General features: G+C 67.9%; 24 protein-coding genes and 1 pseudogene. 5 read left to right on the top strand and 20 right to left on the bottom strand.

The features are described from left to right. Positions 1-722: 30S ribosomal protein S2 (gene rpsB / locus WAX14_RS20085; protein ID WP_422629808.1), on the bottom strand; the 722-nt coding region annotated here is incomplete at its 3' end. Between the two features lie 311 nt (positions 723-1,033). On the opposite strand from rpsB, the gene WAX14_RS20080 reads away from it, so the two are divergent. Beyond that, positions 1,034-1,543: a M23 family metallopeptidase gene (locus tag WAX14_RS20080; RefSeq protein ID WP_422629807.1), complete on the top strand. Its 510-nt coding sequence runs from the start codon at positions 1,034-1,036 to the stop codon at positions 1,541-1,543. A 9-nt stretch (positions 1,544-1,552) separates the two neighbouring features. On the opposite strand, the gene WAX14_RS20075 is transcribed toward WAX14_RS20080, so the two are convergent. Both WAX14_RS20075 and WAX14_RS20070 read right to left on the bottom strand, forming a co-directional pair. Then, positions 1,553-2,980: a MinD/ParA family ATP-binding protein gene (locus WAX14_RS20075; protein ID WP_422629811.1), complete on the bottom strand. Its 1,428-nt coding sequence runs from the start codon at positions 2,978-2,980 to the stop codon at positions 1,553-1,555. 540 nt (positions 2,981-3,520) lie between these two features. Then, positions 3,521-4,444, bottom strand: a complete 924-nt coding sequence (locus WAX14_RS20070; RefSeq protein ID WP_422629806.1) for a tyrosine recombinase XerC — start codon at positions 4,442-4,444, stop codon at positions 3,521-3,523. Between the two features lie 119 nt (positions 4,445-4,563). On the opposite strand from WAX14_RS20070, the gene WAX14_RS20065 reads away from it, so the two are divergent. Beyond that, entirely contained in the window at positions 4,564-5,742 is a 1,179-nt protein-coding gene (locus WAX14_RS20065; RefSeq protein WP_422629810.1) for a multidrug effflux MFS transporter, read from the top strand. A gap of 4 nt (positions 5,743-5,746) precedes the next feature. On the opposite strand, the gene WAX14_RS20060 is transcribed toward WAX14_RS20065, so the two are convergent. The 5 genes from WAX14_RS20060 to WAX14_RS20040 all read right to left on the bottom strand — a co-directional run bounded on the left by WAX14_RS20060 (position 5,747) and on the right by WAX14_RS20040 (position 10,250). Then, the gene (locus tag WAX14_RS20060; RefSeq protein ID WP_422629805.1) at positions 5,747-6,529 is read right to left on the bottom strand and encodes a siderophore-interacting protein; all 783 of its coding nucleotides are present in this window, start codon (positions 6,527-6,529) and stop codon (positions 5,747-5,749) included. A gap of 42 nt (positions 6,530-6,571) precedes the next feature. Further along, complete coding sequence (gene dprA, locus WAX14_RS20055; RefSeq protein WP_422629804.1) at positions 6,572-7,723, bottom strand: DNA-processing protein DprA; 1,152 nt, start codon at positions 7,721-7,723, stop codon at positions 6,572-6,574. Then, on the bottom strand, positions 7,720-9,228 hold the full coding sequence (locus tag WAX14_RS20050) for a YifB family Mg chelatase-like AAA ATPase (RefSeq protein ID WP_422629803.1): 1,509 nt from the start codon (positions 9,226-9,228) through the stop codon (positions 7,720-7,722). Before WAX14_RS20050 ends, dprA begins: the two co-directional genes overlap by 4 nt. Next, complete coding sequence (locus tag WAX14_RS20045) at positions 9,228-9,584, bottom strand: YraN family protein (RefSeq protein WP_422629802.1); 357 nt, start codon at positions 9,582-9,584, stop codon at positions 9,228-9,230. Before WAX14_RS20045 ends, WAX14_RS20050 begins: the two co-directional genes overlap by 1 nt. A gap of 198 nt (positions 9,585-9,782) precedes the next feature. Then, positions 9,783-10,250, bottom strand: a complete 468-nt coding sequence (locus WAX14_RS20040; RefSeq protein WP_422629801.1) for a VOC family protein — start codon at positions 10,248-10,250, stop codon at positions 9,783-9,785. Between the two features lie 139 nt (positions 10,251-10,389). Here WAX14_RS20040 and WAX14_RS20035 point away from each other — a divergent pair, with 139 nt between their 5' ends. Both WAX14_RS20035 and WAX14_RS20030 read left to right on the top strand, forming a co-directional pair. Then, positions 10,390-11,391: a helix-turn-helix transcriptional regulator gene (locus WAX14_RS20035; protein ID WP_422629800.1), complete on the top strand. Its 1,002-nt coding sequence runs from the start codon at positions 10,390-10,392 to the stop codon at positions 11,389-11,391. Further along, positions 11,384-11,977 carry a YdeI/OmpD-associated family protein gene (locus WAX14_RS20030; RefSeq protein WP_422629799.1) on the top strand — a complete coding sequence of 198 codons (594 nt, stop codon included), beginning with the start codon at positions 11,384-11,386 and terminating at the stop codon, positions 11,975-11,977. The genes WAX14_RS20035 and WAX14_RS20030 overlap by 8 nt, the downstream gene beginning before the upstream one ends. Positions 11,978-11,984: 7 nt before the next feature. Here the strand turns inward: WAX14_RS20030 and WAX14_RS20025 are convergent, their stop codons facing one another. From WAX14_RS20025 to WAX14_RS20000, 6 genes and pseudogenes are all read right to left on the bottom strand, one after another. Then, complete coding sequence (locus WAX14_RS20025; RefSeq protein WP_422629798.1) at positions 11,985-12,290, bottom strand: DUF2469 domain-containing protein; 306 nt, start codon at positions 12,288-12,290, stop codon at positions 11,985-11,987. 37 nt (positions 12,291-12,327) lie between these two features. Beyond that, complete coding sequence (locus WAX14_RS20020) at positions 12,328-12,972, bottom strand: ribonuclease HII (protein ID WP_422629797.1); 645 nt, start codon at positions 12,970-12,972, stop codon at positions 12,328-12,330. Positions 12,973-13,022: 50 nt separating this feature from the next. Further along, positions 13,023-13,847, bottom strand: coding sequence for a signal peptidase I (gene lepB / locus WAX14_RS20015; RefSeq protein WP_422629796.1), 825 nt, complete (start codon positions 13,845-13,847; stop codon positions 13,023-13,025). Between the two features lie 138 nt (positions 13,848-13,985). After that, positions 13,986-14,327, bottom strand: coding sequence for a 50S ribosomal protein L19 (gene rplS / locus WAX14_RS20010; RefSeq protein ID WP_422629795.1), 342 nt, complete (start codon positions 14,325-14,327; stop codon positions 13,986-13,988). Between the two features lie 85 nt (positions 14,328-14,412). After that, on the bottom strand, positions 14,413-15,330 hold the full coding sequence (locus tag WAX14_RS20005) for a hypothetical protein (protein ID WP_422629794.1): 918 nt from the start codon (positions 15,328-15,330) through the stop codon (positions 14,413-14,415). Positions 15,331-15,418: 88 nt separating this feature from the next. Then, positions 15,419-17,774: pseudogene (locus WAX14_RS20000) on the bottom strand (Tex-like N-terminal domain-containing protein). Positions 17,775-17,915: 141 nt separating this feature from the next. On the opposite strand from WAX14_RS20000, the gene WAX14_RS19995 reads away from it, so the two are divergent. Continuing rightward, positions 17,916-18,887 (top strand): hypothetical protein, encoded by a 972-nt coding sequence (locus tag WAX14_RS19995; RefSeq protein WP_422629793.1) that lies wholly within the window; start codon positions 17,916-17,918, stop codon positions 18,885-18,887. A 26-nt stretch (positions 18,888-18,913) separates the two neighbouring features. On the opposite strand, the gene trmD is transcribed toward WAX14_RS19995, so the two are convergent. The 6 genes from trmD to WAX14_RS19965 form a co-directional block, all read right to left on the bottom strand. Next, complete coding sequence (gene trmD, locus WAX14_RS19990; RefSeq protein ID WP_422629792.1) at positions 18,914-19,639, bottom strand: tRNA (guanosine(37)-N1)-methyltransferase TrmD; 726 nt, start codon at positions 19,637-19,639, stop codon at positions 18,914-18,916. A gap of 4 nt (positions 19,640-19,643) precedes the next feature. After that, positions 19,644-20,228 (bottom strand): ribosome maturation factor RimM, encoded by a 585-nt coding sequence (gene rimM, locus WAX14_RS19985; RefSeq protein ID WP_422629791.1) that lies wholly within the window; start codon positions 20,226-20,228, stop codon positions 19,644-19,646. Positions 20,229-20,238: 10 nt separating this feature from the next. Next, complete coding sequence (locus tag WAX14_RS19980) at positions 20,239-20,481, bottom strand: RNA-binding protein (protein ID WP_422629790.1); 243 nt, start codon at positions 20,479-20,481, stop codon at positions 20,239-20,241. Then, complete coding sequence (gene rpsP, locus WAX14_RS19975) at positions 20,481-20,930, bottom strand: 30S ribosomal protein S16 (protein ID WP_422629789.1); 450 nt, start codon at positions 20,928-20,930, stop codon at positions 20,481-20,483. The genes WAX14_RS19980 and rpsP overlap by 1 nt, the downstream gene beginning before the upstream one ends. 208 nt (positions 20,931-21,138) lie before the next feature. After that, positions 21,139-22,725 carry a signal recognition particle protein gene (gene ffh / locus WAX14_RS19970; protein WP_422629788.1) on the bottom strand — a complete coding sequence of 529 codons (1,587 nt, stop codon included), beginning with the start codon at positions 22,723-22,725 and terminating at the stop codon, positions 21,139-21,141. Between the two features lie 171 nt (positions 22,726-22,896). Further along, entirely contained in the window at positions 22,897-25,341 is a 2,445-nt protein-coding gene (locus tag WAX14_RS19965; RefSeq protein ID WP_422629809.1) for a [protein-PII] uridylyltransferase, read from the bottom strand. Positions 25,342-25,345 lie beyond the last annotated feature (4 nt).

Raw genomic sequence — 25,345 nt, 5'->3', positions numbered from 1 at the left:
GCCTCGGGCTTGGCATCCTTGTCGGCGCTCTGGCCGGCGCGGGCCTGCACACCCTCGGCGACGGCCGACGCGACGACCTTGGTCAGCAGCGCCGCGGAACGGATCGCATCGTCGTTACCCGGGATCGGGTAGTCGACGAGGTCCGGGTCGCAGTTGGTGTCGAGGATCGCGATGACCGGGATGTTCAGCTTGCGCGCCTCACCGACGGCGATGTGCTCCTTGTTGGTGTCGACGACCCAGATGGCCGACGGAACCTTGGCCATATCCCGGATACCGCCGAGCGTGCGGTCGAGCTTGGTCATCTCACGCGTGAGCATGAGAATTTCCTTCTTGGTGCGACCTTCGAAGCCACCGGTCTGCTCCATCGACTCCAGCTCCTTCAGGCGCAGCAGGCGCTTGTGGACGGTGGAGGAGTTGGTGAGCATGCCGCCGAGCCAACGCTGGTTCACGTAGGGCATCCCGACACGGGTCGCCTCTTCCGCGATGGACTCCTGCGCCTGCTTCTTGGTGCCGACGAACAGGACCGAACCACCGTGGGCCACGGTCTCCTTGACGAACTCGTAGGCCTTGTCGATGTAGGTCAGCGTCTGCTGCAGATCGATGATGTAGATGCCGTTGCGGTCGGTGAAGATGAACCGCTTCATCTTCGGGTTCCAGCGACGGGTCTGATGGCCGAAGTGCGCGCCGCTGTCGAGCAGCTGCCGCATTGTCACTACAGGCATGGGTGTGTCTCTTCTTTCGTTCGGTTGCCGCGGGCACGATGCCCGCCCTGGCGCCCGCAATGCCCACCGAACCCTTACGGGACCGGCCGATGGCCATATTCCGACGTGCTCGAAAACGCGGAGCACAATCGACGCGCGGGCGCGCGAAGTCGATCTGCGAACGCAGACCGCCCGACAAGTGTACGGCCTGCACCCACCCGACCGTAAACCGGCCGGTGATCACCCGGTCACGCCTGTGGACCGGAGACAAGTTGTCCACAATCGCACGGAGCGGTCTGTTCCGGCCGTCCCGGCCGAGTCACCGTGGACGGATGAGACTTGTCCCCGCAGTCGTTGCATCGATCACGACCGCACTGGCCGTCGCTGCCTGTACCACGGCCGCCTGCACCGCGACCGCGCACGGTGCGTCACCCGACTACGACTGGCCGCTGCAACCCCGCCCATCGGTGACCCGCACCTTCGATCCCCCCGAACACGACTGGCTGCCGGGGCATCGCGGCGTCGACCTGGCCGGAACCGTCGGGCAGGTCGTGCGATCCGCCGCCGACGGCACGGTCGTGTTCGCCGGGATCGTCGGCGGTAAACCGGTCGTGTCGATCGACCATGACGGCGGGCTCCGCACCACCTACGAGCCGGTGGCCGCGAGCGTGGCGCCGGGTAGACGGATCTCGCGCGGCGACCCGATCGGCACCCTCGAACCCGGACACGACGGCTGCCCGCTCGCGGCGTGCCTGCATTGGGGTCTGCGCCGCGACCGCAACCACTATCTCGACCCGCTGCCCCTGGTCCGGCCCACGATCATCCGGCTCGAACCGGTCTGACCGGCCGGCTCACCACTGCACGGCGTGACGACCCGACACCGGCGGAAAGTCGTCGGCGACCATTGCGGCGAGTTCCACGAACGCCCGTCGCGTCGCCGGACGCATCAACTCCAGATCGAGTTCGGCACCCTCGGCGAGGTGCTCGTCGAACGGAACCACCTGCACAGCCCGGCAGCGCGCCAGGAAATGCCTGGTCAACGCATCCATATCAATGTTCGACGCGCCCGGACGAGCCGAACTGATGACCACGACGGTCCGCGAAACGAGCTCCCCGAAGCCGTGGTGCTCGAGCCAGTCCACGGTCGCGGCAGCACTGCGGGCACCGTCGATCGCGGGTGAGCTGACCAGCACCAGCGTGTTCGCCAAGTCGAGAACCCCGCGCATCGCCGAGTGCATGATGCCGGTACCGCAGTCGGTGAGGATGATGTTGTAGTACACCTGCAGGATCTCGATGACCTGTCGATAGTCGGATTCACTGAACGCCTCCGACACCGCGGGATCACGTTCGCTGGCCAACACCTCGAGGCGACTGGCCGCCTGCGACGTATGCGCCCGCACATCCGAATACCGCTCCACGCGCGGTGCGGCCGCAAGCAGATCCCGAACCGTCGAACGCGTCTGCTGCGGCACCCGTTGAGCCAACGTCCCGAAATCGGGATTGGCATCGACAGCGATCACGCAGTCCCCCCGCAGCGACGCGAACGTCGATCCGAGACCGATCGTCGTCGTGGTCTTCCCGACTCCACCCTTGAGCGACAACACCGCGATGCGATAGTCACCGCCGATCGGCTGCCGTATGCGGTCGACCATGCCCTGCTGATGCGACTCGTCGGCGGATTCCCCCGGATTGAGCAGGCCACCGGTCAGACGGTGCACACTGCGCCGCCACCCGCCCGACGGCGATCTGCGGGAACGGCGAACGAGCACGCCCGATTCCAGATCGAGACTCGACGGCTGATGGTCGGATGCTTGTGGTGACATCGCACCGGGTGGCCTCGCACCGGCCCCAGGTGGTGGCAGGAAGTCCGGGCCGGGCAGCACGAACGCCTGCGCCTGCGGCGGCTGCTCGGCAGGTTGCGGAGGCGTCGCCGGCCACGGCATGACCGGTTCCGGTTGCGGCGGGGTCGGAGCCGCCGGCGTCATCTGCGCTTCCTGAACCGGCAGTCGAGGTTCGACCGGCGGTAGCGATGGCGGTGGCGGCTGCGGTGGTGTCGAAGGCTGGGGTGGTGTCGAAGGCTGGGGTGGTGTCGAAGGCTGGGGCGGCTCGGAAGCGGGTGGCTGCACAGCCACAGGTGGCTCCGAGCTCGGTTCGGACATCCGGCCCGGCTCCCCGAACGGGTACAACGCCGACTCACCGTGTGCGATTTGCTGCGGCGGCAGCGGTGCGATTTGCTGCGGCGGCAGCGGTGCGTCTTCCTGCGGCGGCAGCGGTGCGATTTGCTGCGGCGGCAGCGGTGCGATTTCCTGCGGCCGCAGCGGTGCCGGACTTGGCGCGACGATGGGGCCTGATTCGACATGGCCCGGTGCCGGGTCGATCGGTGCTGCTGGTGGAGTCGGAGGAACAGGCATGGGCAACGGCATCACCAGCGGCGCACCGAACGGCACGGATGCGATCGGGTTCGACGGAACAACCTGTGGTGGTCCGGCAGCCTGAGCCACCGAATTCGTCTGCGGGTCCGAGCCGACGGGTGGGAACTGCTGCGCCGAAGGCGGTGGTACCGGCTGCGCCGAAGGCGGTGGTACCGGCTGCGGCGGGTGCGCCTGCGCTACCTGAACCTCGGCCCCCGCCTGAACCTTGGGGACACTGCGCGCCGCGCGCCGAAAGCCGCGCCGGACTGGTGTGGATACCGGTTCCTGCGTCGGCTCCTCCTGAAGCCACGCCGGAACAGCATGGGTCGACTCGTCGCTTTTCACAGATTCCCCCCGGATCGAGTACGCGGGGACGCTACCAAATCCACCTGACGCAGGCAGCCCGGATCAGGCGCGAGGGTGTGCCTGTTCGTGCGCGGCGCGGAGCCGCGCGACCGAGACATGCGTGTAGAGCTGGGTTGTCGCCAGGCTCGAATGACCGAGCACTTCCTGTACGACCCGGAGGTCGGCGCCGCCCTCGAGCAGGTGGGTTGCCGCACTGTGTCGCAGACCGTGCGGCGCCAGATCCGGTGCCCCCGGTACCGCCGCCACCGCGTCGTGCACCACGGTGCGAACCTGACGCTGGTCGATCCGGCCGCCTCGTTTACCCAGGAGAAGCGCCGGGCCTGAGGACGAACGTGCGAGCGCGGGCCGTCCGCGGCGGACCCAGTCGTCGATCGCCGCCGCTGCCGGAGCACCGTAGGGCACGACCCGTTCCTTGTTGCCCTTGCCGAGCACCCGCAACACACGCCGGTCGGCATCGATGTCGTCGATGTCGGCTCCACACAGTTCGCCGACGCGGATTCCCGTCGCATACAGCAGTTCGACGATCAGGCGGTCACGGATCGCCACGGGGTCTTGTTCGGCAGCACCGGATTCCGCGGCGTTCATGAGTTCGAGGGCCTGATCGGTCCGCAGCACCGCGGGCAGGGTGCGGTGCGGGCGTGGTGCGACGAGCCGCACCGCCGGGTCGTGATCGAGCCGGGAGGTGCGCACGAGCCAGGCGGTGAAGGTCCGGGCGGTCGACGTCCGCCGGGCGAGAGTGGTGCGGGCGGCACCCGCGGCGACCTGCGCGGCGAGCCATGATCGCAGCAGATCGAGGGTCAGGTCGGCGAGGCGTCCGTCGGGCTTCGTGGCCTCGAGGTGCTCGAGCAGGGAGCGGATATCGGCGGTGTATGCGCGGATCGTGTGCGCGGATCGCCCACCCTGCACATCGAGGTGCTCGGCGAATTCCTCGAGGTGCACCGCGAGCGGAGGCGGAAGCTCGGTCATGACGTCACGGTGCGTTGCGGAGCCGTCGCACGCAAGTTCCCGCGCCGAGAACCGGGGCAATGCCGCACACGCTGCCGACCACTATGGTTTAGTTCGTGAGTAAATCAATTCCACTGTCGATGCTGTTCGCGCTGGCATTGTTGTCGGCGACCGCCCCGCTGGCCACCGACATGTATCTGCCCGGCCTGCCGATCATGTCGGAAAGCCTGGGCACCACGACCGTCGGTGTGCAACTCACCCTCACAACATTCATGGCGGGGCTCGGAGCAGGGCAGTTGATCGTCGGGCCACTGTCCGACAGTTGGGGACGGCGGCGACTGTTGCTACTCGGCACCGTGGTGCTCGCACTGAGCAGCATCCTGTGCGCGACCGCGCCGACAATCGAGGTACTGGTCGCGGCCCGGTTGATCCAGGGGTTCAGCGGTGGCACCGGCATCGTGCTCGCACGCGCGGTCATCGCCGACCGCGCCCGGGGTGACTCTGCCGCGAAACTGTTCGGCATCATGATGATCATCGGTGGTGTCGCTCCGATCGTCGCACCACTGCTCGGTGGCGCCCTGCTCGGGCCGATCGGGTGGCGCGGCATCTTCTGGGTGCTGGCGGCCGTGGCTGTGGTGATGACGATCGGTGTCTTCGCGTTCGTTCCGGAGTCGCTGCCGCCGGAGCGGCGCCACAGTGGCGGATTACGCACGCTCGCCGGCAATTTCGGATATGTCGTTCGCAATCGCCGGTTCGTCGGTTACGCTGCGACATTCGCCTTGGCTTTCGGCGCGATGTTCGCGTACATCTCGGCGTCGGCGTTCGTCACCCAGGATCTACTGGGGCTGTCTCCCGGCCAGTTCTCGCTGGTGTTCGCCGTCAACTCGATCGGACTGGTCGGTGCCAACATCGTCAATACCCGATTGATCGGGCGGTTCGAGGTTCGTGCATTGCTGCGGTTCGGGGTGACGCTGCTCTTCGCCGCCGGGGTCCTGTTGCTGATCGCGACAATCGTCGCCGGAGCCGAACGTTGGGTGATCCTGCCGCTGCTGTGGGTATGCGTCTCGAGCATCGGTTTCGTCATGGGCAACGCGACCGCCCTCGGTCAAGCGCAGGTCCCGTCCGCCGCGGGAACCGGTTCGGCTGTCATGGGCGCGTCGCAGTTCGGCCTCGCTGCCCTCGTGTCGCCACTGGTCGGCGTCGGCGGTGAGGACACCGCGGTGCCGATGGCTCTGGCGATCGTGGTGTGCGGGGGGCTCGCACTCACGGCACTGCTGACGCTGACGCGCGAACCCCACGACCACACGATCGCCGAATGAAATATCAGCCCGCGTCGCTGACGGCGAGTTCACGTTTCCACTCGCGGAACGTCTCCTCGGTACGGCCACGTTTCCAGTAGCCGGAGATCGACGCGCGGGCCGCGGGCACACCGCGTTCCTTGCGAATGTACGGGCGCAGGTGATGCATCACGGTCTCGGCTTCACCGTGCACGAAGACATGCGCCGTCCCCTGAAGCCACTGCGTCCCGGTCACCGCAGCGACCAGCGGCGCATTCGCACCGACACGGTCCGCGCCTGCCGACCCGGCGTCGGTCCCGCGGTACAACCAGGTGATCTCCACACCGCCCGGTGCGGTCAACACGATTTCGTCGTCGGCACCGGCGACCTCGATGAACACCCGCCCGATCGCATCGGACGGGAGCGATTCGAGGGCGGCCGCGATCGCGGGAATCGCGGTCTCGTCACCGGCGAGCAGATGCCAGTCCGCGTCCGGGTCCGGACGGTAGGCACCGCCCGGTCCCCGCACGACGACGGTGTCTCCCGGCCGGGCCGACATCGCCCACGGGCCGGCGACACCCTGATCGCCGTGAACGACGAAGTCGACGGCGATCTCGCGCTGAGTCGGGTCGACGGACCGGATCGTGTAGGTGCGAAGGACCGTCTCCCCCGCCGAGTCGAGTTCGATCTTGACGTAGGAGTCGGTGAAGACGCTGGGTTCGAACCGGTCGAATCCCGGTCCACCGAAGTACACACGCATCAAGTGATCCGACAGTCGCTCCGTGCGCACCACGGTCAGTTCCGTCGAATTCGGTCCTTGTCGGGCCACCTGCCCACCTCCACTAATCAGGGTTACCTAACTAGACCGACACTACATGCCGGCCGCATCGTTCTGCCCGCCGCGACGCGACCATCCGGTGTCGTCCCGAACCACCAAGCCGGCCATCTCCAGCAGAGGCAACGCCGCGCGCACCCGCTCGACGCCCAGCCCGGCCGACTCGGACAACTCGGGGACACCGCACGCCCCGACCGCGGGAAACGCCTCGTACACCAACTCCATGTCACCGGACATTCCGTCCAACGATCGGCTCCACGACGCATCCCCATCGTCGGCGACACCGATCGCGCCCGCGGCCTCGACCACTTCCCGGGCGTTCCCCACCAGCGTCGCCTCACCTTCACGGATCATCCGGTGACATCCCTGCGACGCCGCGGACGTGACCGGACCGGGTACCGCCAGCACCGGGCGCCCGAGTCGCCGCCCCCACGACGCGGTATTGCGGGCTCCGCTGCGCCACCCTGCCTCGACGACGACGACCGCGCTGCTCGCCCCCGCGACCAACCGGTTCCGTGCCAGGAACCGGTACCGGGCGGGTGTGGTTCCGGGTGGATACTCGCTGATCACCGCCCCCTGTTCGGCAATCCGGCGCAGCATCGACGTGTGTGCCGACGGATATGCGCGATCCACTCCGCACGCGAGGACCGCGACGGTCGTGCCCGACACACCCAGCGCCGCCCGGTGTGCTGCGGCATCAACCCCGAATGCCGCGCCGGACACCACAGTCCACCCGTCGACGGCGAGGTCACCGGCGATCTCGGATGTGACGTGCTCGCCGTAACTGCTCGCGGCGCGCGTCCCGACGACGGCGACCGCGCGCTCGAACAATTCGTCGAGGGGGCGGCGGCCCAGCACCCACAGTGCCAGCGGTCCGGTGTCGGAGTCGGCGTCGCCGCTCAGCGCGTCGAACGGGAGAAGCTGCCACGACGGCCATTCCGCGTCGTCGGGTGTGACGAGCCGCCCACCGAGCCGCGTCACGCGCTCGAGATCGGCGGCAGCGGTGTCCAGGTGTGATCGGGCCTTGGTGCGCCGGGAGATCTCCGCGCCCTGCGTGCCGTGGCGGACCGCATCGGCCACCGCTTCGGGTCCGTGCCGGGCGACCGCATCCGCCAGCCGTCGTGACGCGCCCTGTGCCACCGTCGACAGGTACGCCCAGGCGAGCCGACGCGAATCCGGTGCACTCATGCGACACCCCGATCCCGGAAGTCCAATGCCGCAGCGATGTCCGTCTCCCCCGGCCGGTCGCGCCCGGCGAGATCGCTGACGGTCCAGGCGACCCTGATCGCGCGATCTGCGCCCCGGGCTGTGATCGCACCCTTCCGAAGCGCCCACTCGACCGGCTTGAGCGTTGCCGACGACAACCGGAAACGCTGCCGCAGCGCCGGTCCCGGAACCTCCGCATTGGTGGACCAACCGAATTCCGACCATCTGTCCGCGGCAGCCGCGCGGGCTTGTGCGACGCGGGCGCGGACGTCCTCGGTGCTCTCCCCGGTGTCTCCCATCAACGCGCTGGTCGCCACCGATTCCATCCGTACCCGCAGATCGACCCGATCGAGCAGCGGCCCGGACAACCTGCCGAGGTAGCGCCGACGGACAGTCGGGGCACACACACAATCCGCGTCGCGAGGCGGCGCGCACGGGCAGGGGTTGGCCGCGAGAATCAGTTGGAATCGTGCCGGATATCGGGCGACTCCGTCGCGACGCGCGATCCGCACTTCTCCGTCCTCGAGCGGGGTGCGGAGCGCTTCGAGTGTTTTGGTACCCATCTCGGCGACTTCGTCGAGGAACAGGACGCCGCGGTGCGCACGGCTCACCGCTCCAGGCTTCGCCATGCCGGTACCACCCCCGATCAGCGAACTGACCGACGCGGTGTGGTGAGGAGCGATGAACGGCGGGTCGAGAACCAGGGGCCGATCCGCGCTGAGTGTGCCCGCCACCGAGTGGATCGCGGTGACTTCGAGCGCGTGCGCCTCCGTCAACATCGGAAGGATTCCCGGAAGTCGCTGCGCCAGCATTGTTTTCCCGATTCCCGGCGGCCCGGTCAGCATGATGTGGTGTGCACCGGCGGCGGCGACCTCGATGGCGCGTCGCGCCTCGAGTTGACCGACGACCTCACTCAGATCCGCCCGCACCGGTCGCTCACGCACCGGTCTCGGGTCGGGGCGGTGCAGCGGCCCGTCACCGCGCAGCCACACGACGGCCTCCGCGAGGGTGTCGGCGCCGAAAACGTCGATACCGTCGACGAGGCCGGCTTCGGCCAGCGTCGCGGTCGGCACAACGATGCGTTCCCATCCCGCACGGGCCGCCGCCAGCACCGCGGGAAGAATTCCACGAACCGGGCGGACCCTCCCGTCGAGCGCGAGTTCGCCCACCAGAATCGTTTTTGTGAGTGCTTCCAGCGGAATCGCTTTCGCCGCATTGAGCACACTGCAGGCAAGAGCGAGGTCGTACACGCTGCCGACCTTCGGAAGCATCGCCGGCGACAGTGCCAGCACCACCTTCGAATCCGGCCATTCCCCACCGGAATTCGTCACCGCAGCACGCACCCGGTCGCGGGATTCCTGCAATGCCGTGTCCGGCAGCCCCACCATTTTCACCCCGGGCAGTCCCCGGCCGATGTCGGCTTCGATTTCCACGACCTGCCCGTCCACTCCGGTGACCGCCACCGCGAACGCTCTGCCCAGTGCCATCACAGCACCTGCTTCAGATGCGTGATCGTCGGTGCGCGACCATCGGCGACCAGGACGGTGACGACGTCGACGCGGATACGGCGCCACCGCGTCTCCTGTTCGCTCAGCCACAATCCGGCGAGGCGACGAATCCGGTCGGCCTTCGCCGGCGTCACCGCTTCGGCGGGACTGCCGTAGCCCAGGCCGGTGCGTGTCTTGACTTCGACGAAGACCAATACGGCGCCGTCTCGCGCGATGAGGTCGAGTTCGCCGTAGCGGCACCGCCAATTGCGCTCGAGCACCGTCATTCCGATAGATGCGAGAAACTCGGCGGCCAGATCTTCCCCGAGCGCCCCCAACTGCTGATTGCGGCCCATCCGCACTCCCTCCCTGCGTGAGGTCCACTGTGCGGAAACTGGGGGCGGCGCGGTAGCCGAGATGCCGGATCGGGCGGAATCTGTGGATGAATCACCCGCCTGTGGACAGTTCTCCGGTTCCGGTGTGCGACACCGTCGAACTGTCGGACGGTTGAGGTAGGGGGCTCGCCGACCACGCGTCGGCGAACCCCACCCGGGTCATCCTGCGTAGGGGGCCCGTACGTCGATCACCCAGGTGACGCCGAAGCGGTCGGTGAGCATGCCGAAGCCGGGACTCCATGCCGACGCCGCCAGAGGCTGGATGATGTCGGCGCCATCCGAAAGCGCTGTCCAGTACCCGCTGACGTCGGCGAATGTGTCTCCGCGGAGAGATTGGAAGAACGTCCGGTCCGTGCGGGTGGTGCCGTTGCTGCGACTGGTGGTACCGGCGGTCGCGGTGATGTCGGCGTCGTCCTGGCCGGGGATGTCGTAGGCCATCAGCCGGAAGCCGTCTTCGTTCTCGACCTGTCCGAACACGATCTTGTCGGCGCCGGGAAGGTCCGTCGGCATTCCGAAGTCGCCGTAGGTCACGGCATGGATGTTCCCGCCGAACACACTCCGATAGAAATCGAGGGCCTGCCGAGCGGTGCCGCGGAAGTTGAGGTGGGTGGTGGTCGTGATCCCCATTGCGTGTCCTTGTCGTTGCTTGGTGTGAGTCGCCGCTGCTTGACGAATCGGTGGTTTGTCGACCGGCGGATTGCCGTGAGTCCACGATGACGGCGGTGTAGGACATGCCGTGTCCTCCATGCGGTGCACACTGAAGTTCATGGCCGGAAGTGCATCCCGAATGCTGTCGCTGCTGTCGCTGTTGCAGGCACGTCGCAGTTGGCCGGGGCACGTGCTGGCCCAGCGACTGGGGGTGACGCCGCGCACCGTGCGCCGCGACGTGGGCCGATTGCGCGAACTCGGGTACGAGGTCGGCGCGACGATGGGACCCGACGGCGGCTACCGACTCGCGTCCGGATCCGAATTTCTGCCCCTGATGTTCGACGACGACCAGGCCATCGCCATCGCCGTGGCCTTGCAGAACGCGCCCTCCAGCGGAATCGACCTCGACGAGGCGGCAACCCGAGCATTGGCGACGGTCCGGCAGGTCATGCCGTCACGGCTCCGCCATCGGATCGATGCCGTCCGTTTCACCGGTTCCGAGTCGGCGTCTCAGGTGGGCCCGGCGGTACTCGAGGCGGTGTGTGCCGCCGTTCGCGATCAGCGCATTCTGCGCTGTGACTACGGGGATACCGATTTTCGGCGCCCGCCGCGTCGTGTCGAACCGCACGCGGTCGTCGCGCGGAAGGGACGTTGGTATCTCATCGCGTGGGACCAGGACCGGGACGACCGGCGACTTCTCCGACTGGACCGCCTGACTCCCCGCACTCCCGGTGGCCCTCGCTTCACTCCCCGACCGCTTCCCGCTCCCGACGCACGCACCTTTCTCGCCGCACGCGCGAAAGGTTCAGTGGCAGAGGATCGGTGGCTGTGCACCGGGGAGGTCGTCATCGACCTGCCCGCAAGTGAGGTCGCCCCGTGGATCAGCGACGGCGAAGTAGAAGAAGTCACCGAGCGGTCGTGCCGGATCGTTGTCGGGTCGTGGTCCTGGGCCGGTCTGCTCGCACTGGTGCTGCGCTTCGATGCGCCGTTCGTCGTCGTGGGTCCCGAACCGCTGCGGGTGACCGCCGGGTTGCTCGCAGCACGCCTCGATGTCGCCTCGGCGACACGTGACAGGACGGATCGCAACCGCGACAGCTGGGAGGATGCCCGTCATGAGTAGTGAACATCAGCCGGCAGCACTGGTTGTCGCGGACGTGGCCGCCTGGCGGGCGTGGCTCGACGGCCACGAAGACTCCTCCGACGGGGTACGACTGGTCCTGGCGAAGAAGGGCACGACCGTTCCGACATCGCTGTCCTACGCCGACGCGCTGGAGGAGGCGCTGTGCAGCGGGTGGATCGACGGGCGGCGCAACGCGTTGGACGCGTTCACCTTCCGGCAGCATTTCACTCCGCGGCGCGCACGCTCCATCTGGTCACAACGAAACGTCGACATCGCCAACCGCCTCATCGCATCGGGAAGGATGCGCGCACGCGGGCTGGCCGAAGTGGACCGAGCAAAAGCCGACGGACGGTGGGAACGGGCCTATGCCGGTCAGGCAGCGGCCGAGGTGCCCGCGGATCTGGCATCGGCATTGCAACAGTCCCCCACCGCGGCGGCACGGTTCGCGCAACTCGATCGCGGTCGTCGCTACGCCGTCATCCACCGGGTGACGACCGCGCCCAGCGCGTCGAGTCGCGCCGGGCGAATCGCCACGTTCATCGCCGACGCAGAGCAGCACGAATCCGCTCCGGACAGCGGCGGCTAACGGCCTTCTAGTCGGGCAGTCGCAATTCCGGTTTGTCCAGTTCCTCGATGTTGACATCTTTGAACGTGATGACCCGGACATGCTTGACGAAGCGAGCGGGCCGGTACATGTCCCACACCCACGCGTCCGACATGCGCACCTCGAAGTACACCTCGCCGCCCACGTTCTGCGGGATCAACTCGACGGCGTTCGCCAGGTAGAAGCGACGCTCGGTCTCCACCACATACGCGAACTGACCGACGATGTCCCGGTACTCCCGGTACAGCGAGAGTTCCATCTCGGTTTCGTACTTTTCGAGATCCTCGGCACTCATCGGTCTCGGTGTCCTCCCGCTCTGGTGTGTTCTGACATCATCCCGCATCCGCCTCGCCGGAGCCGAATCGTCGTGCGTTCATCCTCGCCGCAATCACCGACTCGACGTTCGCCCAGGACCTGCGATGCTCATCGCTCGGGCCCAGTTCGCGCAGCGCCGCCATGTGGACGGCAGTGCTGTAGCCCTTGTGCACGGCGAATCCGTAGCCGGGCAATTCGTCGTCGAGTTCGATCATCATCCGGTCGCGGGTGACCTTCGCGAGCACGCTCGCGGCGGCGATGCAGGCGGCGGCGGCGTCCCCACCGATGACCGGCAGCGACGCCACCGGAAGCCCCGGAACCCGGAAGCCGTCGGTGAGGACGTATCCGAGTGGGGTTGCCAGCCCCGCGACCGCACGTCGCATGCCTTCGATGTTGGCGACGTGCACCCCGATCGCGTCGACCTCCGCGGCGGGTACCACCACGACGCTGGATGCGACCGCACGTCGCCGGATGATCGGATACAGCTCCTCGCGGGTCTTCTCGGTCAGCTTCTTCGAATCGTCGAGTCGCGCCAGCATCGGATCGGGTTTCGGTCCGAGGACACACGCCGCGATCACCAACGGCCCGGCGCATGCCCCGCGACCGGCCTCGTCGACCCCCGCAACGGGGCCGAGACCGCATCGGGTCAGCGTCGTTTCCATCGTCCACAGGCCGGAGGACCGGCGCACAACGGGGCGAGGCGGCCAACGAGTCACGGTTGCTGGATCTCCGGCGAATCGATCATGCCCCAGCGACCGGGCGGCAGCACGATCATGCGGGCCTTGCCGATCACATTGTCCAACGGGATGGTGCCCTGGTTCTCGTCGCCGACGTGATAGCGCGAGTCCGCCGAGTTGCTGCGATTGTCACCCATCACCCACACGTGTCCATCCGGCACCGTGACCGGGCCGAAGCACCGGCCGGATTTAATGTCGGTCTCGCAGGTCAACGCATCGGGGGCGAACGGGAAGTCCATCTTGATGTAGGGCTCGTCGAGCGGCTTTCCGTCGACGAGGACCCTGCCCTGGTCGTCGCAGCATTCGACGGTCTGCCCGCCGACGGCGATCACACGCTTGACGAGGTCGTTCTCGTCCGGCGGGACGAGGCCGACCAGCGATCCGACCTCCTGGATGCCACGCAGGACGACGTTGTCCGATCGGGTCGACACATAACCGGTGGACCAGGAATCGGGCCCCTTGAAGACGATGACGTCGCCGGGGCGCGGTTCGGTGAATCGGTAGCTGATCTTCTCCACGACGATGCGGTCGCCGGTGCAGCCCGGGCAGCCGTGCAAGGTCGGTTCCATGGATTCCGACGGGATCAGGTAGACCCGCGCGATGAACGTCTGGAGGAGGAAGCTCAAGCCGAGCGCGACGACGATGAGCAGTGGCAGTTCGCGCCAGAACGACTTCTGCTTCTTGGTGCCCTCCGAATCCTTCCGCTCGTGCGAGCCGGTGTCCCGTCGGTGCCGGGATCCCCGCTCGGCGGGGCGGTCCTGCGACTCCGGCACGGCCGGGTCCTGCGGTGTTTCTGCCACCGAATCAGATTAGCGTCTGGAATCCGGTCGGCTGCGCCGACACCGCGGACGCACACGCACGCACAAACAAGCGCGAAGCCCGGTCCGGGAACATCCGGACCGGGCTTCGCGGAACCTTGCGAGATCAGGCGTGAGCGCTCAGCGCTTTTCCTTGATCTTGGCGGCCTTGCCGCGCAGGTCGCGCAGGTAGTACAGCTTCGCGCGACGCACGTCACCGCGGGTCAGAACCTCGATCTTGGCGAGGTTGGGGCTGTGGACCGGGAAGGTCCGCTCGACGCCGACGCCGAACGACACCTTGCGCACGGTGAAGGTCTCGCGGACGCCGCCGCCCTGACGCCGGATCACGACGCCCTTGAAGACCTGCACGCGCTCCTTCGAGCCCTCGATAACCTTGACGTGCACGTTCAACGTGTCGCCGGCACGAAACGCCGGGATATCGTCGCGCAGGGACTTGGCGTCCAGAAAGTCCAGGGTGTTCATCGGTTGTACATCCTCTTGTTCGCTCGAGCAGAGGAACCGAGCGGCGGCCACCGTACAGGCGGGGCTCAACTGGTTCGTACCCAGGTCAGGTAGGCGTGCCCGATCCGGGCAACCCGTCCATTGTGCCAGATGCGGCCCCGGTCGATGAAATCGGCGGTGGTGCCGGGTGGACCGTGCGATCGAGTTCGGCTTCGGCGGCCACCCGCGAATGCTGCACACTGTCGCGCACCGTGTCGCGAACCGTGTCGAGCGTCGGCTGTCCCGCGACGAGGTCTTGGACGAAGATCTTCGCTCGGATCATCGGCCGCCGGAAGCGCCGTTCGCGGGCAATCGAGCGTCGCATCTTGCGGGGTTTGCGCTGGTAACGCCACCGTGCCCACGGTGCTCCCGGCCGCGACAGCCGGATCGCACCGACGAGCAGCAGCGGCAGGAAGAACAACCCGACCAGACCCGTCCAGATCTTCCCCTTGAGGAGCACGACCGCCGCCAACCCCAGGTTGATCAGCGACGATGCGACGATGCCCGCGCGGACACCCCACGTGGGACTGTCCCGGAAATCGGTGACATCGGCCAGTTCGAACGGCTGGAATCCCAACAGCACCAGACCGGTGACGGCCAGGGCGACGAAGACCGCGTCGACCGACACCCGGCCCTGCTCCTCCCAGTAGACATCGTTCAGGTAGAAGATCAGGGCGAACTCGTCGAGCGTCAGGGCCGCGCCGATACCGAAGAAGGTGGCGAGCACTGCCCCGGTGACCTGGCCGCCGTTCTCGTACACGGCGATGAGTGCACCACCGGAGATCACCATCGTGACCACACCGAACACCACGTGGTGGACGTGTTGGCCACCGGGGGTCACGTTTCCCGGCCACCACCGAACCTGGGCGCGGATCAGCCGCACACTGAGCCGGATGAACAGGAAGGCGGCGAGAAACCCCAACAGGAAGAACAACAGGGGCAGTCGTCCCCGGTCGATGATCTCCTGCCTGAGCCAGTCGGTCATGGCATCACCGTCGACGGCATGGCATCCAGCATGTCAGGCCGGAGGTCGTGCCGGTGTCCCGGCGCGACCTCCCGGTCCGGCAATCCGGCTACTTCCCGAATCCCGCGCGCCGCAATGCGTCGGCCATCGACCCGGATGCGGGCGGCGCATCGGAGCGCGTGTCCCGCGAACCCTGCCGGCCGCCCTGCTTCGGCCTGCCCTGCTTCGGGCTGCCCTGGCTCGACTCGCCCCGGCCCGAACCACCTTGTCGCGGACCGCGGCGCTGCTGACCGCCGGGCCGTCCGGCCTCACCGCCGTCGCCCGCCGCGATCTCGTCGTCCAGTCGCAACGTCAGGCTGATGCGCTGACGCGGCACATCCACGTCGAGCACCTTGACCTTGACGACTTCACCGGACTTCACGACGTCGTGCGGATTTTCGACGAAGCTGCGCGACATCGCCGACACGTGCACCAGGCCGTCCTGATGGACACCCACGTCGACGAAGGCACCGAATGCCGCAACATTGGTGACGACACCTTCGAGCACCATGCCCGGCTTCAGGTCGGCGACCTTCTCGATGCCGGCCGCGAACGTCGCGGTCTTGAACTCCGGTCGCGGGTCACGTCCCGGCTTCTCGAGTTCGGCGACGATGTCGGTGACCGTCGGCAGACCGAAGCGGTCGTCGACGAACTCGGCGGGCCGCACCGCACGCAACGCCGATCAGGTCCCGCACGGTGCTGCCGGTACGGTCGACGATGCGGCGCACCACCGGGTACGCCTCCGGGTGCACCGCCGAGCCGTCGAGCGGGTCGTCCCCGTTGGGTATACGCAGGAAGCCCGCGCACTGCTCGAACGCCTTCGGACCGAGCCGGGCCACGTCCTTCAACGCGGCTCGGGTCCGGAACGGGCCGTTGCGGTCCCGGTGCGCGACGATGCTCTCGGCGAGCGAACCCGCGATACCCGAGACGCGGGCGAGCAGCGGAACCGACGCGGTGTTCACGTCCACACCGACCGCGTTGACCGCATCCTCGACGACGGCTCCGAGCGAGCGCGCGAGCAGCGTCTCGGACACGTCGTGCTGGTACTGGCCGACGCCGATGGATTTCGGGTCGATCTTGACGAGTTCGGCGAGCGGATCCTGCAGACGACGGGCGATGGACACCGCGCCGCGGATCGACACATCCAGGTCGGGCAGTTCCTGTGAGGCATACGCGGACGCCGAGTACACGGAGGCCCCGGCCTCGGACACGACGATCTTGGTGAGGTTCGTCGCACCGGACTTGGCGATCAGCTCGGTGGCGAGCGCATCGGTTTCGCGGGAGGCAGTGCCGTTGCCGATCGCGACGAGTTCGACGCCGTGCCGCGCGACCATCCCGGCGATCGTCGCGAGCGACTGATCCCACTTGTTGTGCGGCTGGTGCGGATAGATCGTGGTGTGGTCGACGACCTTACCGGTGGCGTCGACGACCGCGACCTTGGTGCCGGTGCGGAATCCGGGGTCCAAACCCATCGTCGGGCGGGTGCCCGCCGGGGCGGCGAGCAGCAGATCCCGCAGGTTCGTGGCGAACACGTCGACGGCGTCCTGCTCGGCGGACTGTCGCAGCCGCATCCGGGTGTCGAGCCCGAGCGAGACGAGCAGTTTGGTCCGCCATGCCCAGCGCACAGTGTCGAGCAGCCAGGTGTCGGCGGCGCGACCCCGGTCGGCGATGCCGAAACGGGAGGCGATGCGGCCTTCGAAGTAGGTGCGTTCCCCCGGCTGCGGTTCGGTGTCGTCCGGTTCGAGAGTCAGGCTCAGCACCTCTTCCTTCTCGCCGCGCAGCGCGGCGAGGATACGGTGCGACGGCAGCTTCGCGAACGGTTCGGAGAACTCGAAATAGTCGGCGAATTTCGCACCCTCGGTTTCCTTGCCCGGTCGCACGGCCGTGACCAGCCGACCACGCGACCACATCGCCTCGCGCAATTCCCCGACGAGGTCGGCGTCCTCGGCGAACCGTTCGACGAGGATCGCGCGGGCACCGTCGAGTTGCTCGGCGGTGAATCCGGCGGGGTCGGTGTCCGGATTGCCGAACAGGGCGTCGGCGACCGGTTCGTGTCCGGCCTCGCGGGCGATCTGAGCCTTGGTGCGCCGCTTCGGCTTGTACGGCAGGTAGATGTCCTCGAGCCGCGCCTTGGTGTCCGCGAGCATGATCTGTCCACGCAGAGCGTCGTCGAGCTTTCCCTGCCCGTCGATGGATTCGAGGATCGCTCCACGCCGATCGTCGAGCTCACGCAGGTAGCGCACACGTTCGTCGAGCTGTCGCAACTGGGCATCGTCGAGCGCTCCGGTCATCTCCTTGCGGTACCGCGCGATGAACGGCACCGTCGCGCCGCCGTCGAGCAGGTCGACGGCGGCGGCCACCTGACTCTCCCGAACATCGAGTTCTTCGGCGAGGCGTTGGTTCACGGTCTTGAGAGCAGTCGTCACGCCGTCGAACCCTACCGCTATCCTCATCGCGTCGATCCTGCGCGACGCGCGCGGGAACAATTGGATACGGGCACACTGGATACGGGCACATTTGATACAGCGACATCGGTGTCACCGCACAATGGAGAGCAGGAGCACCACATGTCCGGCCCGCTGGGCGCACGCCGCCGCTCGATCGCCTCGTTGCTGTTCGTCGCAGCAACCGCAGTGGCGTGCAGTTCGTCGACCGCGGACCCGGGTGCGCCCGCGCCCGCGGCCGCCGCCCCCACCGAGGCGATGCAGAGTCCGCGGTCCGAGGACGCGCCGGCATCGACGATGCGGATCCTCGACGCGGCAGCCTTCGCCCGGACACAACGCGGAGCGGAGGTGACGGTCGCTCTGCTCGATCGTGATTCCGGGTCGCGCACGGTGGCCGGTGTGGACGAGCCGATCGAAACCGCGTCGGTGGTCAAGCTCTTCATCGCCGACGATCTGCTGTTCCGGGCCGGTATCGGCGACATCGCGCTCGGCGACGACGAATACGACGAGATCGGGGAGATGCTCTCGCGGTCGGATGATTCCGCGGCAAGCGATCTGTGGTCGCGCTACGGCGACACCTCGATTGTCGAACGGGTCGTCGAACGGCACGGACTGACCGCCACCGTCCCACCCTTCGACGGGAACTGGTGGAACACCGTCACCACCGCCTCCGATCTGCTCACCTGGTACGACGCGCTGCTCGGTGGCACCTCGGGGCTGGACCAGCGCAGCACCGCGACGATCGTGGGGCACCTGCTCGATTTCGAGCCGGAAGGTTCCGACGGCTACGACCAGCGTTTCGGGCTGCCCGACGGCCTGCCGAATGCGACCGATCTCGGTGTCAAGCAGGGCTGGATGTGCTGTGTCGACGGCAGTTGGATCCATCTGTCGACCGGGTTCTACGGCACAGATCACCGGTACGTCGTGGTGGTGCTGTCCCGCGAGGAGGTGCGCTACGACGACCCGGAACTGAACGCGTGGGCGCCGCTGCCGGACACCGCCCTGGTCGATGTCACCGGAGATGCGAGCGCCGCTCACGCCCGCGACACGGTCACCCAGGTGGTGGAGGAAGCATTCGGCCGGTCCGCATTCTGACCGGATCCGACCCACGGGGTCAATCCTCAGGATTCGTCCGGCAGCAGGTCGGGGCGGCGTTCCCTGGTGCGAATCAGGGACTGTTCGCGGCGCCACTGCGCGACCTTCGCATGGTCACCGGACATCAGCACGGCGGGCACGTCGAGGTCGCGCCATCGCGCGGGGCGCGTGTAGCTCGGCCCTTCGAGCAGACCGTCGGAGAACGAATCCTCTTGGTGCGACTGTTGATTGCCGAGTACGCCGGGCAGGAGACGAACGACCGCCTCGACCATGACGAGGACCGCGACCTCACCGCCGATGAGCACGTAGTCGCCGATACTGACCTCTTCGACACGCACGCGCCTGGCGGCGTCGTCGAACACTCGCTGGTCGATGCCCTCGTAGCGACCGCAGGCGAACACTATGTGCTTCTCACCGGACCACCGGTGTGCGGTGGCTTGGGTGAACGGCACCCCGGCTGGGGTGGGGACGACGAGCAGCACGTCGGAGTCGAGGTCACCGCCGGCATCCGGTTCGCCGCCGCGCCCGGCGAGGACATCGTCGAGCGCCGGCCCCCACACAGTGGGCTTCATCACCATGCCGGGCCCGCCGCCGTACGGCGAGTCGTCGACGGCCTTGTGCACGTCGTGCGTCCAGTCACGCAGATTGTGGACCCCGACAGAAATCACGCCCTTGTCGATGGCCTTGCCGAGCAACGCCGCACGCAACGGCTCGAGATACTCGGGGAAGATGGTGACGACGTCGAGTCGCACGGAACTACTTGTCTCCCTTGTCTTTTTCGCGAACGGGCGGCTCGCCGAAATCGGGATCGAGCAGTCCGTCCGGCGGGTCGATCTCGATGGCCCCGGTGGCGATCGACACGGTCGGCACGATCGCCGTCACGAACGGGATCAGTAGCTCGCCGCGATCGGCGTCGGCCGGGTGGATCGCGAGCAGTTCACCGGCGGCGGTGTGCAGGACTTCACGCACGGTACCGACCACGGTGCCCGCGTCGGGATGGCCGTCGGCGATGCGGACGGTGAGTCCTTCGAGTTCGTGGTCGTAGAACTCGTCGGGATCGTCGCTGGGGGTCAGCTCCGAACTGTCGACGACGAACAACGTGCCGCGCAGTGCATCGGCGGCGGTGCGGTCGGCGACCTGACGCAGACGCAGCAGAAGCCGCCCGGAGTGTTCCCGGGCGGCTTCCACCGTGTATGTGTGCAGGGTGTGCTCGCGGGCCTTGCGGCCACGCAGCTCGGCGCCGACGATGAAACGCTCGTCGGGTTCGTCGGTGCGAACCTCGACGACCACCTCACCTTTGATGCCGTGTGACTTGACCACACGGCCCACGACGAGCTCCACTGCCGCTCGCCTACTGGTCGGTGTCGACGACGTCGACGCGGATCCCGCGGCCACCGATGCCGGTGACCAGGGTCCGCAGGGCGGTCGCGGTACGTCCACCACGACCGATCACCTTGCCGAGATCGTCGGGGTGCACGTGCACCTCGACGGTGCGTCCCCGACGGCCGGTCATCAACTCGACCCGCACATCGTCGGGGTTGGCGACGATCCCACGAACGAGATGCTCGACGGCATCGACGACAACAGCACTCATTACTCGGCAGCCTCGGTGGACTCGGCGGCCTCAGCGGACGCCTCGGCGGCGTCGTCCTTGGCTGCCTTCTTCTTCTTGGGGGTGATCGCCTCGGCGGCAGGCTCGTTCTCCGCCTGCGCGAGCGCGGCCTGGAACAGTTCGAGCTTGGTCGGCGCGGCCTCCTTGACGCGGAGGGTGCCCTCGGTGCCCGGCAGGCCCTTGAACTTCTGCCAGTCACCGGTGATCTTGAGGAGGTTCAGGACGGGCTCGGTCGGCTGCGCGCCGACACCCAGCCAGTACTGCGCGCGCTCGGAATCGACCTCGATCAGCGAGGGCTCTTCCTTGGGGTGGTACTTGCCGATGGTCTCGATGGCCCGGCCGTTGCGGCGGGTACGCGAGTCCGCGATGACGATGCGGTACTGCGGATTGCGGATCTTGCCGAGACGGGTGAGCTTGATCTTGACAGCCACTGCTGTTTCCCTTCGAGCGCGCGAGGGCGCATGTCACGTGCAATTCGGACGACGCGCCCTGCTGGCACGCCCGGTTTTGCCTCGAACCTGTGACCGCCGCGCGGTACGGAACCGGATGCGACGACAGCGAACCATTCTGCCAGATCCCACCCCGCCGGACGAAACCGGTGTCGGGGCGGGACTCTGCAGTGCCGGTTCGTCGACGGAGCTAGTTCTTGGGGAGCTTCAACTTCGACAGGTCGAACCCTTCGAGGCCCGGGGGCAGTTCGTCGAGTCCCTTCGGCATGTTGGACAGGTCGGGGAAGCCCGCAGGCATGCCACCGCCCATGCCGGGGAAACCGGCGGGCATGCCGCCGGGGAAACCGCCCTTGATCTTCGGCGGGGTCGGCCCGCGGCCGCCCTTCTTCCCCTTCTTGCCCTTCTTGTTGCTGCGCTGGTTCTTGCGGGCGCCGGGCATACCCATCCGACCGGCCATCGCCGCCATCATCTTCCGGGCTTCGAAGAACCGGTCGACGAGCTGGTTGACGTCGGACACCTTCACACCCGAACCGTTCGCGATGCGCAACCGGCGGGACGCGTTGATGATCTTCGGGTCGGCGCGTTCGGCCGGGGTCATGCCGCGGATGATCGCCTGGATGCGGTCGAGTTGCTTCTCGTCGACGCCGGCGAGCGCGTCCTTCATCTGTCCGGCGCCGGGCAGCATGCCCAGCAGATTCGCGATCGGACCCATCTTGCGCACGGCCATCATCTGCTCGAGGAAGTCCTCGAGGGTGAGATCGCCGGAACCGATCTTGGCGGCGGTGATCTCGGCCTGTTCGGCGTCGAAGACCTGCTCGGCCTGCTCGATGAGGGTGAGCACGTCGCCCATGCCGAGGATGCGGCTGGCCATGCGCTCGGGATGGAAGACGTCGAAGTCCTCGAGTTTCTCACCGGTGGACGCGAACAGGATCGGCTGCCCGGTCAGCTCACGCACGCTCAGCGCCGCGCCACCGCGCGCGTCGCCGTCGAGCTTGGTGAGGACGACACCGGTGAAGCCGACACCGGCGCGGAACGCTTCGGCGGTACTCACCGCGTCTTGGCCGATCATCGCGTCGAGCACGAACAGCGTCTCGTCCGGCTGCACGGCATCGCGGATGCCGGCGGCCTGCGCCATCAGTTCCTCGTCGATGCCGAGGCGACCGGCGGTGTCGACGATGACCACGTCGTACTGCTTGGACCGGGCCTCCTCGATACCGGACTGCGCGACGGCGACCGGGTCGGCGGCCGACACACCCAGCGCGTTGTCGCCACCGCCGATGGACGTGCCCGGATGCGGTGCGAACACCGCGACACCGGCACGCTCGCCGACGATCTGGAGCTGACTGACCGCGCCGGGACGCTGCAGGTCGCATGCCACCAGCATCGGGGTATGGCCCTGCCCCTTGAGCCAGGCCGCGAGCTTGCCCGCGAGGGTGGTCTTGCCTGCACCCTGCAGACCGGCGAGCATGATCACCGTCGGCGGGGTCTTCGCGAGCCGAAGGCGGCGGGTTTCGCCGCCGAGGATCCCGACGAGTTCCTCGTTGACGATCTTGACGACCTGCTGGGCGGGATTCAGCGCGCCGTGCACCTCGGCGCCCTTGGCGCGTTCCTTGATCTTCGCGATGAACGCGCGGACCACAGGCAACGCGACATCGGCCTCGAGCAGCGCGAGCCGGATCTCACGGCATGTGGCGTCGATGTCGGCATCGGAGAGGCGCCCCTTGCCGCGCAGGTCCTTCAGGACCCCGGTCAACCTGTCGGAAAGGGATTCGAACACCGAATGCGCTCCTGAGTTCTGGCAGAGACGGACAGCTTCTGACGATAGACGGACAGTGGCTGCGGTCCAGGGTAGCCGCTGTCCGTGACCGTCACGTCACGGCGGGCGGCACCCGGGTCACTCGGTCGCCTCCCGTCACTCGGTCGCCTCCCGTCACTCGGTCGTCCCCCGTCACTCGGTCGCCTCCGTCTTCTTCGGTTCGACACCCGGCACCACCGCGAGCACGGCCTGCTCCAGGTGCTCGCGGGTCGCCCGCGTGTCGGTTCCGGTCAGGTCGATGCAGAACGCGTCGACAACGGAGGTGCCGAGCGTCGACACCCGCGCCCACCGCACGTCCGCGCCGACCGTCTCGAACGCCTCGGCGAGCCTGCACAGCAACCCGAGCCGATCCTCGGCCCGCAGTTCGAGGATCACCTGACCGGGTTCGGGAGCGTCGAACCAGATCACCCGCGGCGGCGCCTGCGCATAGACGACCGGCACGGCCCGTTCCGGTTGTTCCGGCAGTTGCGCGTCCCGCGCGGCTTGCTCCTTCGCATCGAGCGCGGCCAACAGATCCAGGTCGCCGCCGCGCGCCCGGATCAGCTCCTGCCGGAGCAACCCGGCCTCGGGTGGTGTCCCGAACCGTGGTGCCACCACGAAACTGTTGACGGCACTGCCCTCATGGCTGGCGAGGGAGGCCGACAGGACCCGCAGACCGTTGAGTGCCAGCACACCGGCTGCGTCGGCGAGCAGTCCGGGTTCGTCCGGCGCCACCACCGACACCGTGTACGAGTGCGGCCCCTCCCCCGGCCGCAACGCCACGTGCACGCCACCGTCGGCGGCCAGTCGCACGAGTTCGGGATCTATCGGGTCGGGTGTGGGCAGTTCCTCACCCGCCATCACCATCCGGCACCGCCTGACCAGTTCCCGGATCAGTGATGCCTTCCAGTCGCCCCACACCCCCGGGCCGGTGGCCAACGAATCGGCCTCGGCGAGCGCGTGCAGCAACTCCAGCAGCACCGGATCACCGTCGAGGGTGTCGACGACGGACTGCACGGTCGCCGGGTCCTCCAGGTCGCGGCGCGTCGCGGTGTGCGGCAGCAGCAGATGGTGCCGCACCATCGCGGTGAGCAGCGCGAGATCCGACGGCCACAGTCCCATCCGTCGCCCGATCTGGGTGGCCAGTTCGGCGCCGACGACACTGTGATCCCCGCCGCGCCCCTTACCGATGTCGTGCAGCAGCGCGCCGAGCACCAACAGGTCGGGCCGTGCGACACGGGTCGTCAGGCCGCCCGCGTTGACCGCTGTTTCGACCAGATGCCGGTCCACGGTCCAGATGTGCACCGCGTCGCGCGGCGGCAGGTCGCGCACCGCACCCAATTCCGGCAGGAGCCGGCCCCACAGGCCGGTGCGGTCGAGGGCCTCGATGACGTCGACGGCGCGTCGGCCGGAGCCGAGCAGGACCAGCAGGTCGTTGAATGCCGACCGCGGCCACGGTTCACGCAGTTCGGGCGCGTTGTCGGCGAGCCGGTTCAATGTCGAGGCGGAGATCGGCAATCCGGCCTGCGCCGCGGCGGCGGCGACCCGGGTGATCAGCCCCGGGTCCTTGCGCGGGTGGGCGTCCCGGGCGAGCGTGACCTCCCCCGCGTGTTCGACGACGCCCTCGTCGAGTGGACGCCGCACCGGCACCCGCCGCAGCCGCGACAGTCCGCGCCGCGGCAACGCATTGCCCGCGGTGCGGATGCCGACGTCGACGGAGTAGCTGATCGTTCGTGCGGAGTCGGTGAGCGTTCGTGCAAGGTCGAACCGGTCACCGATGCGCAGCGCGGCGCCGATCTCGTCGGCGTCCTGTGCCCGCAGCTGATCACGGGCACGCTCCGCGACACGGTGCAGTTCGGTGCGCACGTCCAGCAGCCGCCGGTGCGCGGCAGCGAGTCCCCCGCCGGGTACGTCCGGCCCCAGTCCCGGCATGCCGTCGGTGAGCTGCGCGACCGACAGGGCGTTGAGCAACTGCACGTCCCGCAACCCGCCTCGGCCGCTTTTCAGGTCCGGTTCGGCGCGGTGCGCGATCTGCCCGCTGCGCTGCCAGCGGGACTCGGTGAGTTCGATCAGTTCGTCGAACCGCCCGCGGATCCCGGTCCGCCACTGCCTGCGCACCCCGCCGATCAGCAGGTTGCTCAGCTCGACGTCCCCGGCGATGTGCCGGGCTTCGAGCATGCCCAGCGCAGCGGTCACATCCGACGCGGCGACCTGCAACGCCTGCGGGACGGTGCGAACACTGTGGTCGAGTTTGATGTGCGCGTCCCACAACGGATACCAGAGCCGGTCGGCGATATCGGACACCACGGCCGGCGTCATGTCGTCGTGCAGCAGGATGAGGTCGAGATCCGAATACGGCAGCATCTCGCGGCGGCCGAGCCCGCCGACCGCGACGATCGCGAACCCGCAGTCGGGACCGATCCCGACCTCGGTGCTCTTCGTGGTCAGCCAGAATTCGTGGAGGTCCACCAGCGCGTGACGCAGCGCAGCCGAATCGAGGCGTCGGTTGCGGACGCCACCGGCGAGCAGTTGGTCGCGGGCGATGGCAAGGTCGGCGGCGGCGCCGCCGGTAGCGGGGGAAGTGTCCGGCCCGGACAGAGGC

It is taken from the genome of Rhodococcus sp. (in: high G+C Gram-positive bacteria), assembly GCF_049299235.1.
In the GTDB taxonomy this organism is placed as follows: domain Bacteria; phylum Actinomycetota; class Actinomycetes; order Mycobacteriales; family Mycobacteriaceae; genus Rhodococcus.
Note: the sequence above shows the minus strand (reverse complement) of the source record. Positions and strands in the feature narration are given on the sequence as shown.

What these genes read in the sequence shown, in the direction of transcription:
- WAX14_RS20050 (WP_422629803.1), bottom strand. Translation starts at nt 9,228, where the DNA reads ATGGCACTGGGCAGAGCGTTCGCGGTGGCGGTCACCGGAGTGGACGGG.
- WAX14_RS20080 (WP_422629807.1), top strand. Translation starts at nt 1,034, where the DNA reads ATGAGACTTGTCCCCGCAGTCGTTGCATCGATCACGACCGCACTGGCC.
- WAX14_RS20005 (WP_422629794.1), bottom strand. Translation starts at nt 15,330, where the DNA reads ATGACCGACTGGCTCAGGCAGGAGATCATCGACCGGGGACGACTGCCC.
- WAX14_RS19980 (WP_422629790.1), bottom strand. Translation starts at nt 20,481, where the DNA reads ATGAGTGCTGTTGTCGTCGATGCCGTCGAGCATCTCGTTCGTGGGATC.
- WAX14_RS20020 (WP_422629797.1), bottom strand. Translation starts at nt 12,972, where the DNA reads ATGGAAACGACGCTGACCCGATGCGGTCTCGGCCCCGTTGCGGGGGTC.
- WAX14_RS20040 (WP_422629801.1), bottom strand. Translation starts at nt 10,250, where the DNA reads ATGGGGATCACGACCACCACCCACCTCAACTTCCGCGGCACCGCTCGG.
- WAX14_RS20065 (WP_422629810.1), top strand. Translation starts at nt 4,564, where the DNA reads ATGCTGTTCGCGCTGGCATTGTTGTCGGCGACCGCCCCGCTGGCCACC.
- WAX14_RS20045 (WP_422629802.1), bottom strand. Translation starts at nt 9,584, where the DNA reads ATGGGCCGCAATCAGCAGTTGGGGGCGCTCGGGGAAGATCTGGCCGCC.
- dprA (WP_422629804.1), bottom strand. Translation starts at nt 7,723, where the DNA reads ATGAGTGCACCGGATTCGCGTCGGCTCGCCTGGGCGTACCTGTCGACG.
- WAX14_RS19995 (WP_422629793.1), top strand. Translation starts at nt 17,916, where the DNA reads ATGTCCGGCCCGCTGGGCGCACGCCGCCGCTCGATCGCCTCGTTGCTG.
- WAX14_RS20070 (WP_422629806.1), bottom strand. Translation starts at nt 4,444, where the DNA reads ATGACCGAGCTTCCGCCTCCGCTCGCGGTGCACCTCGAGGAATTCGCC.
- WAX14_RS20030 (WP_422629799.1), top strand. Translation starts at nt 11,384, where the DNA reads ATGAGTAGTGAACATCAGCCGGCAGCACTGGTTGTCGCGGACGTGGCC.
- WAX14_RS20025 (WP_422629798.1), bottom strand. Translation starts at nt 12,290, where the DNA reads ATGAGTGCCGAGGATCTCGAAAAGTACGAAACCGAGATGGAACTCTCG.
- rplS (WP_422629795.1), bottom strand. Translation starts at nt 14,327, where the DNA reads ATGAACACCCTGGACTTTCTGGACGCCAAGTCCCTGCGCGACGATATC.
- WAX14_RS20035 (WP_422629800.1), top strand. Translation starts at nt 10,390, where the DNA reads ATGGCCGGAAGTGCATCCCGAATGCTGTCGCTGCTGTCGCTGTTGCAG.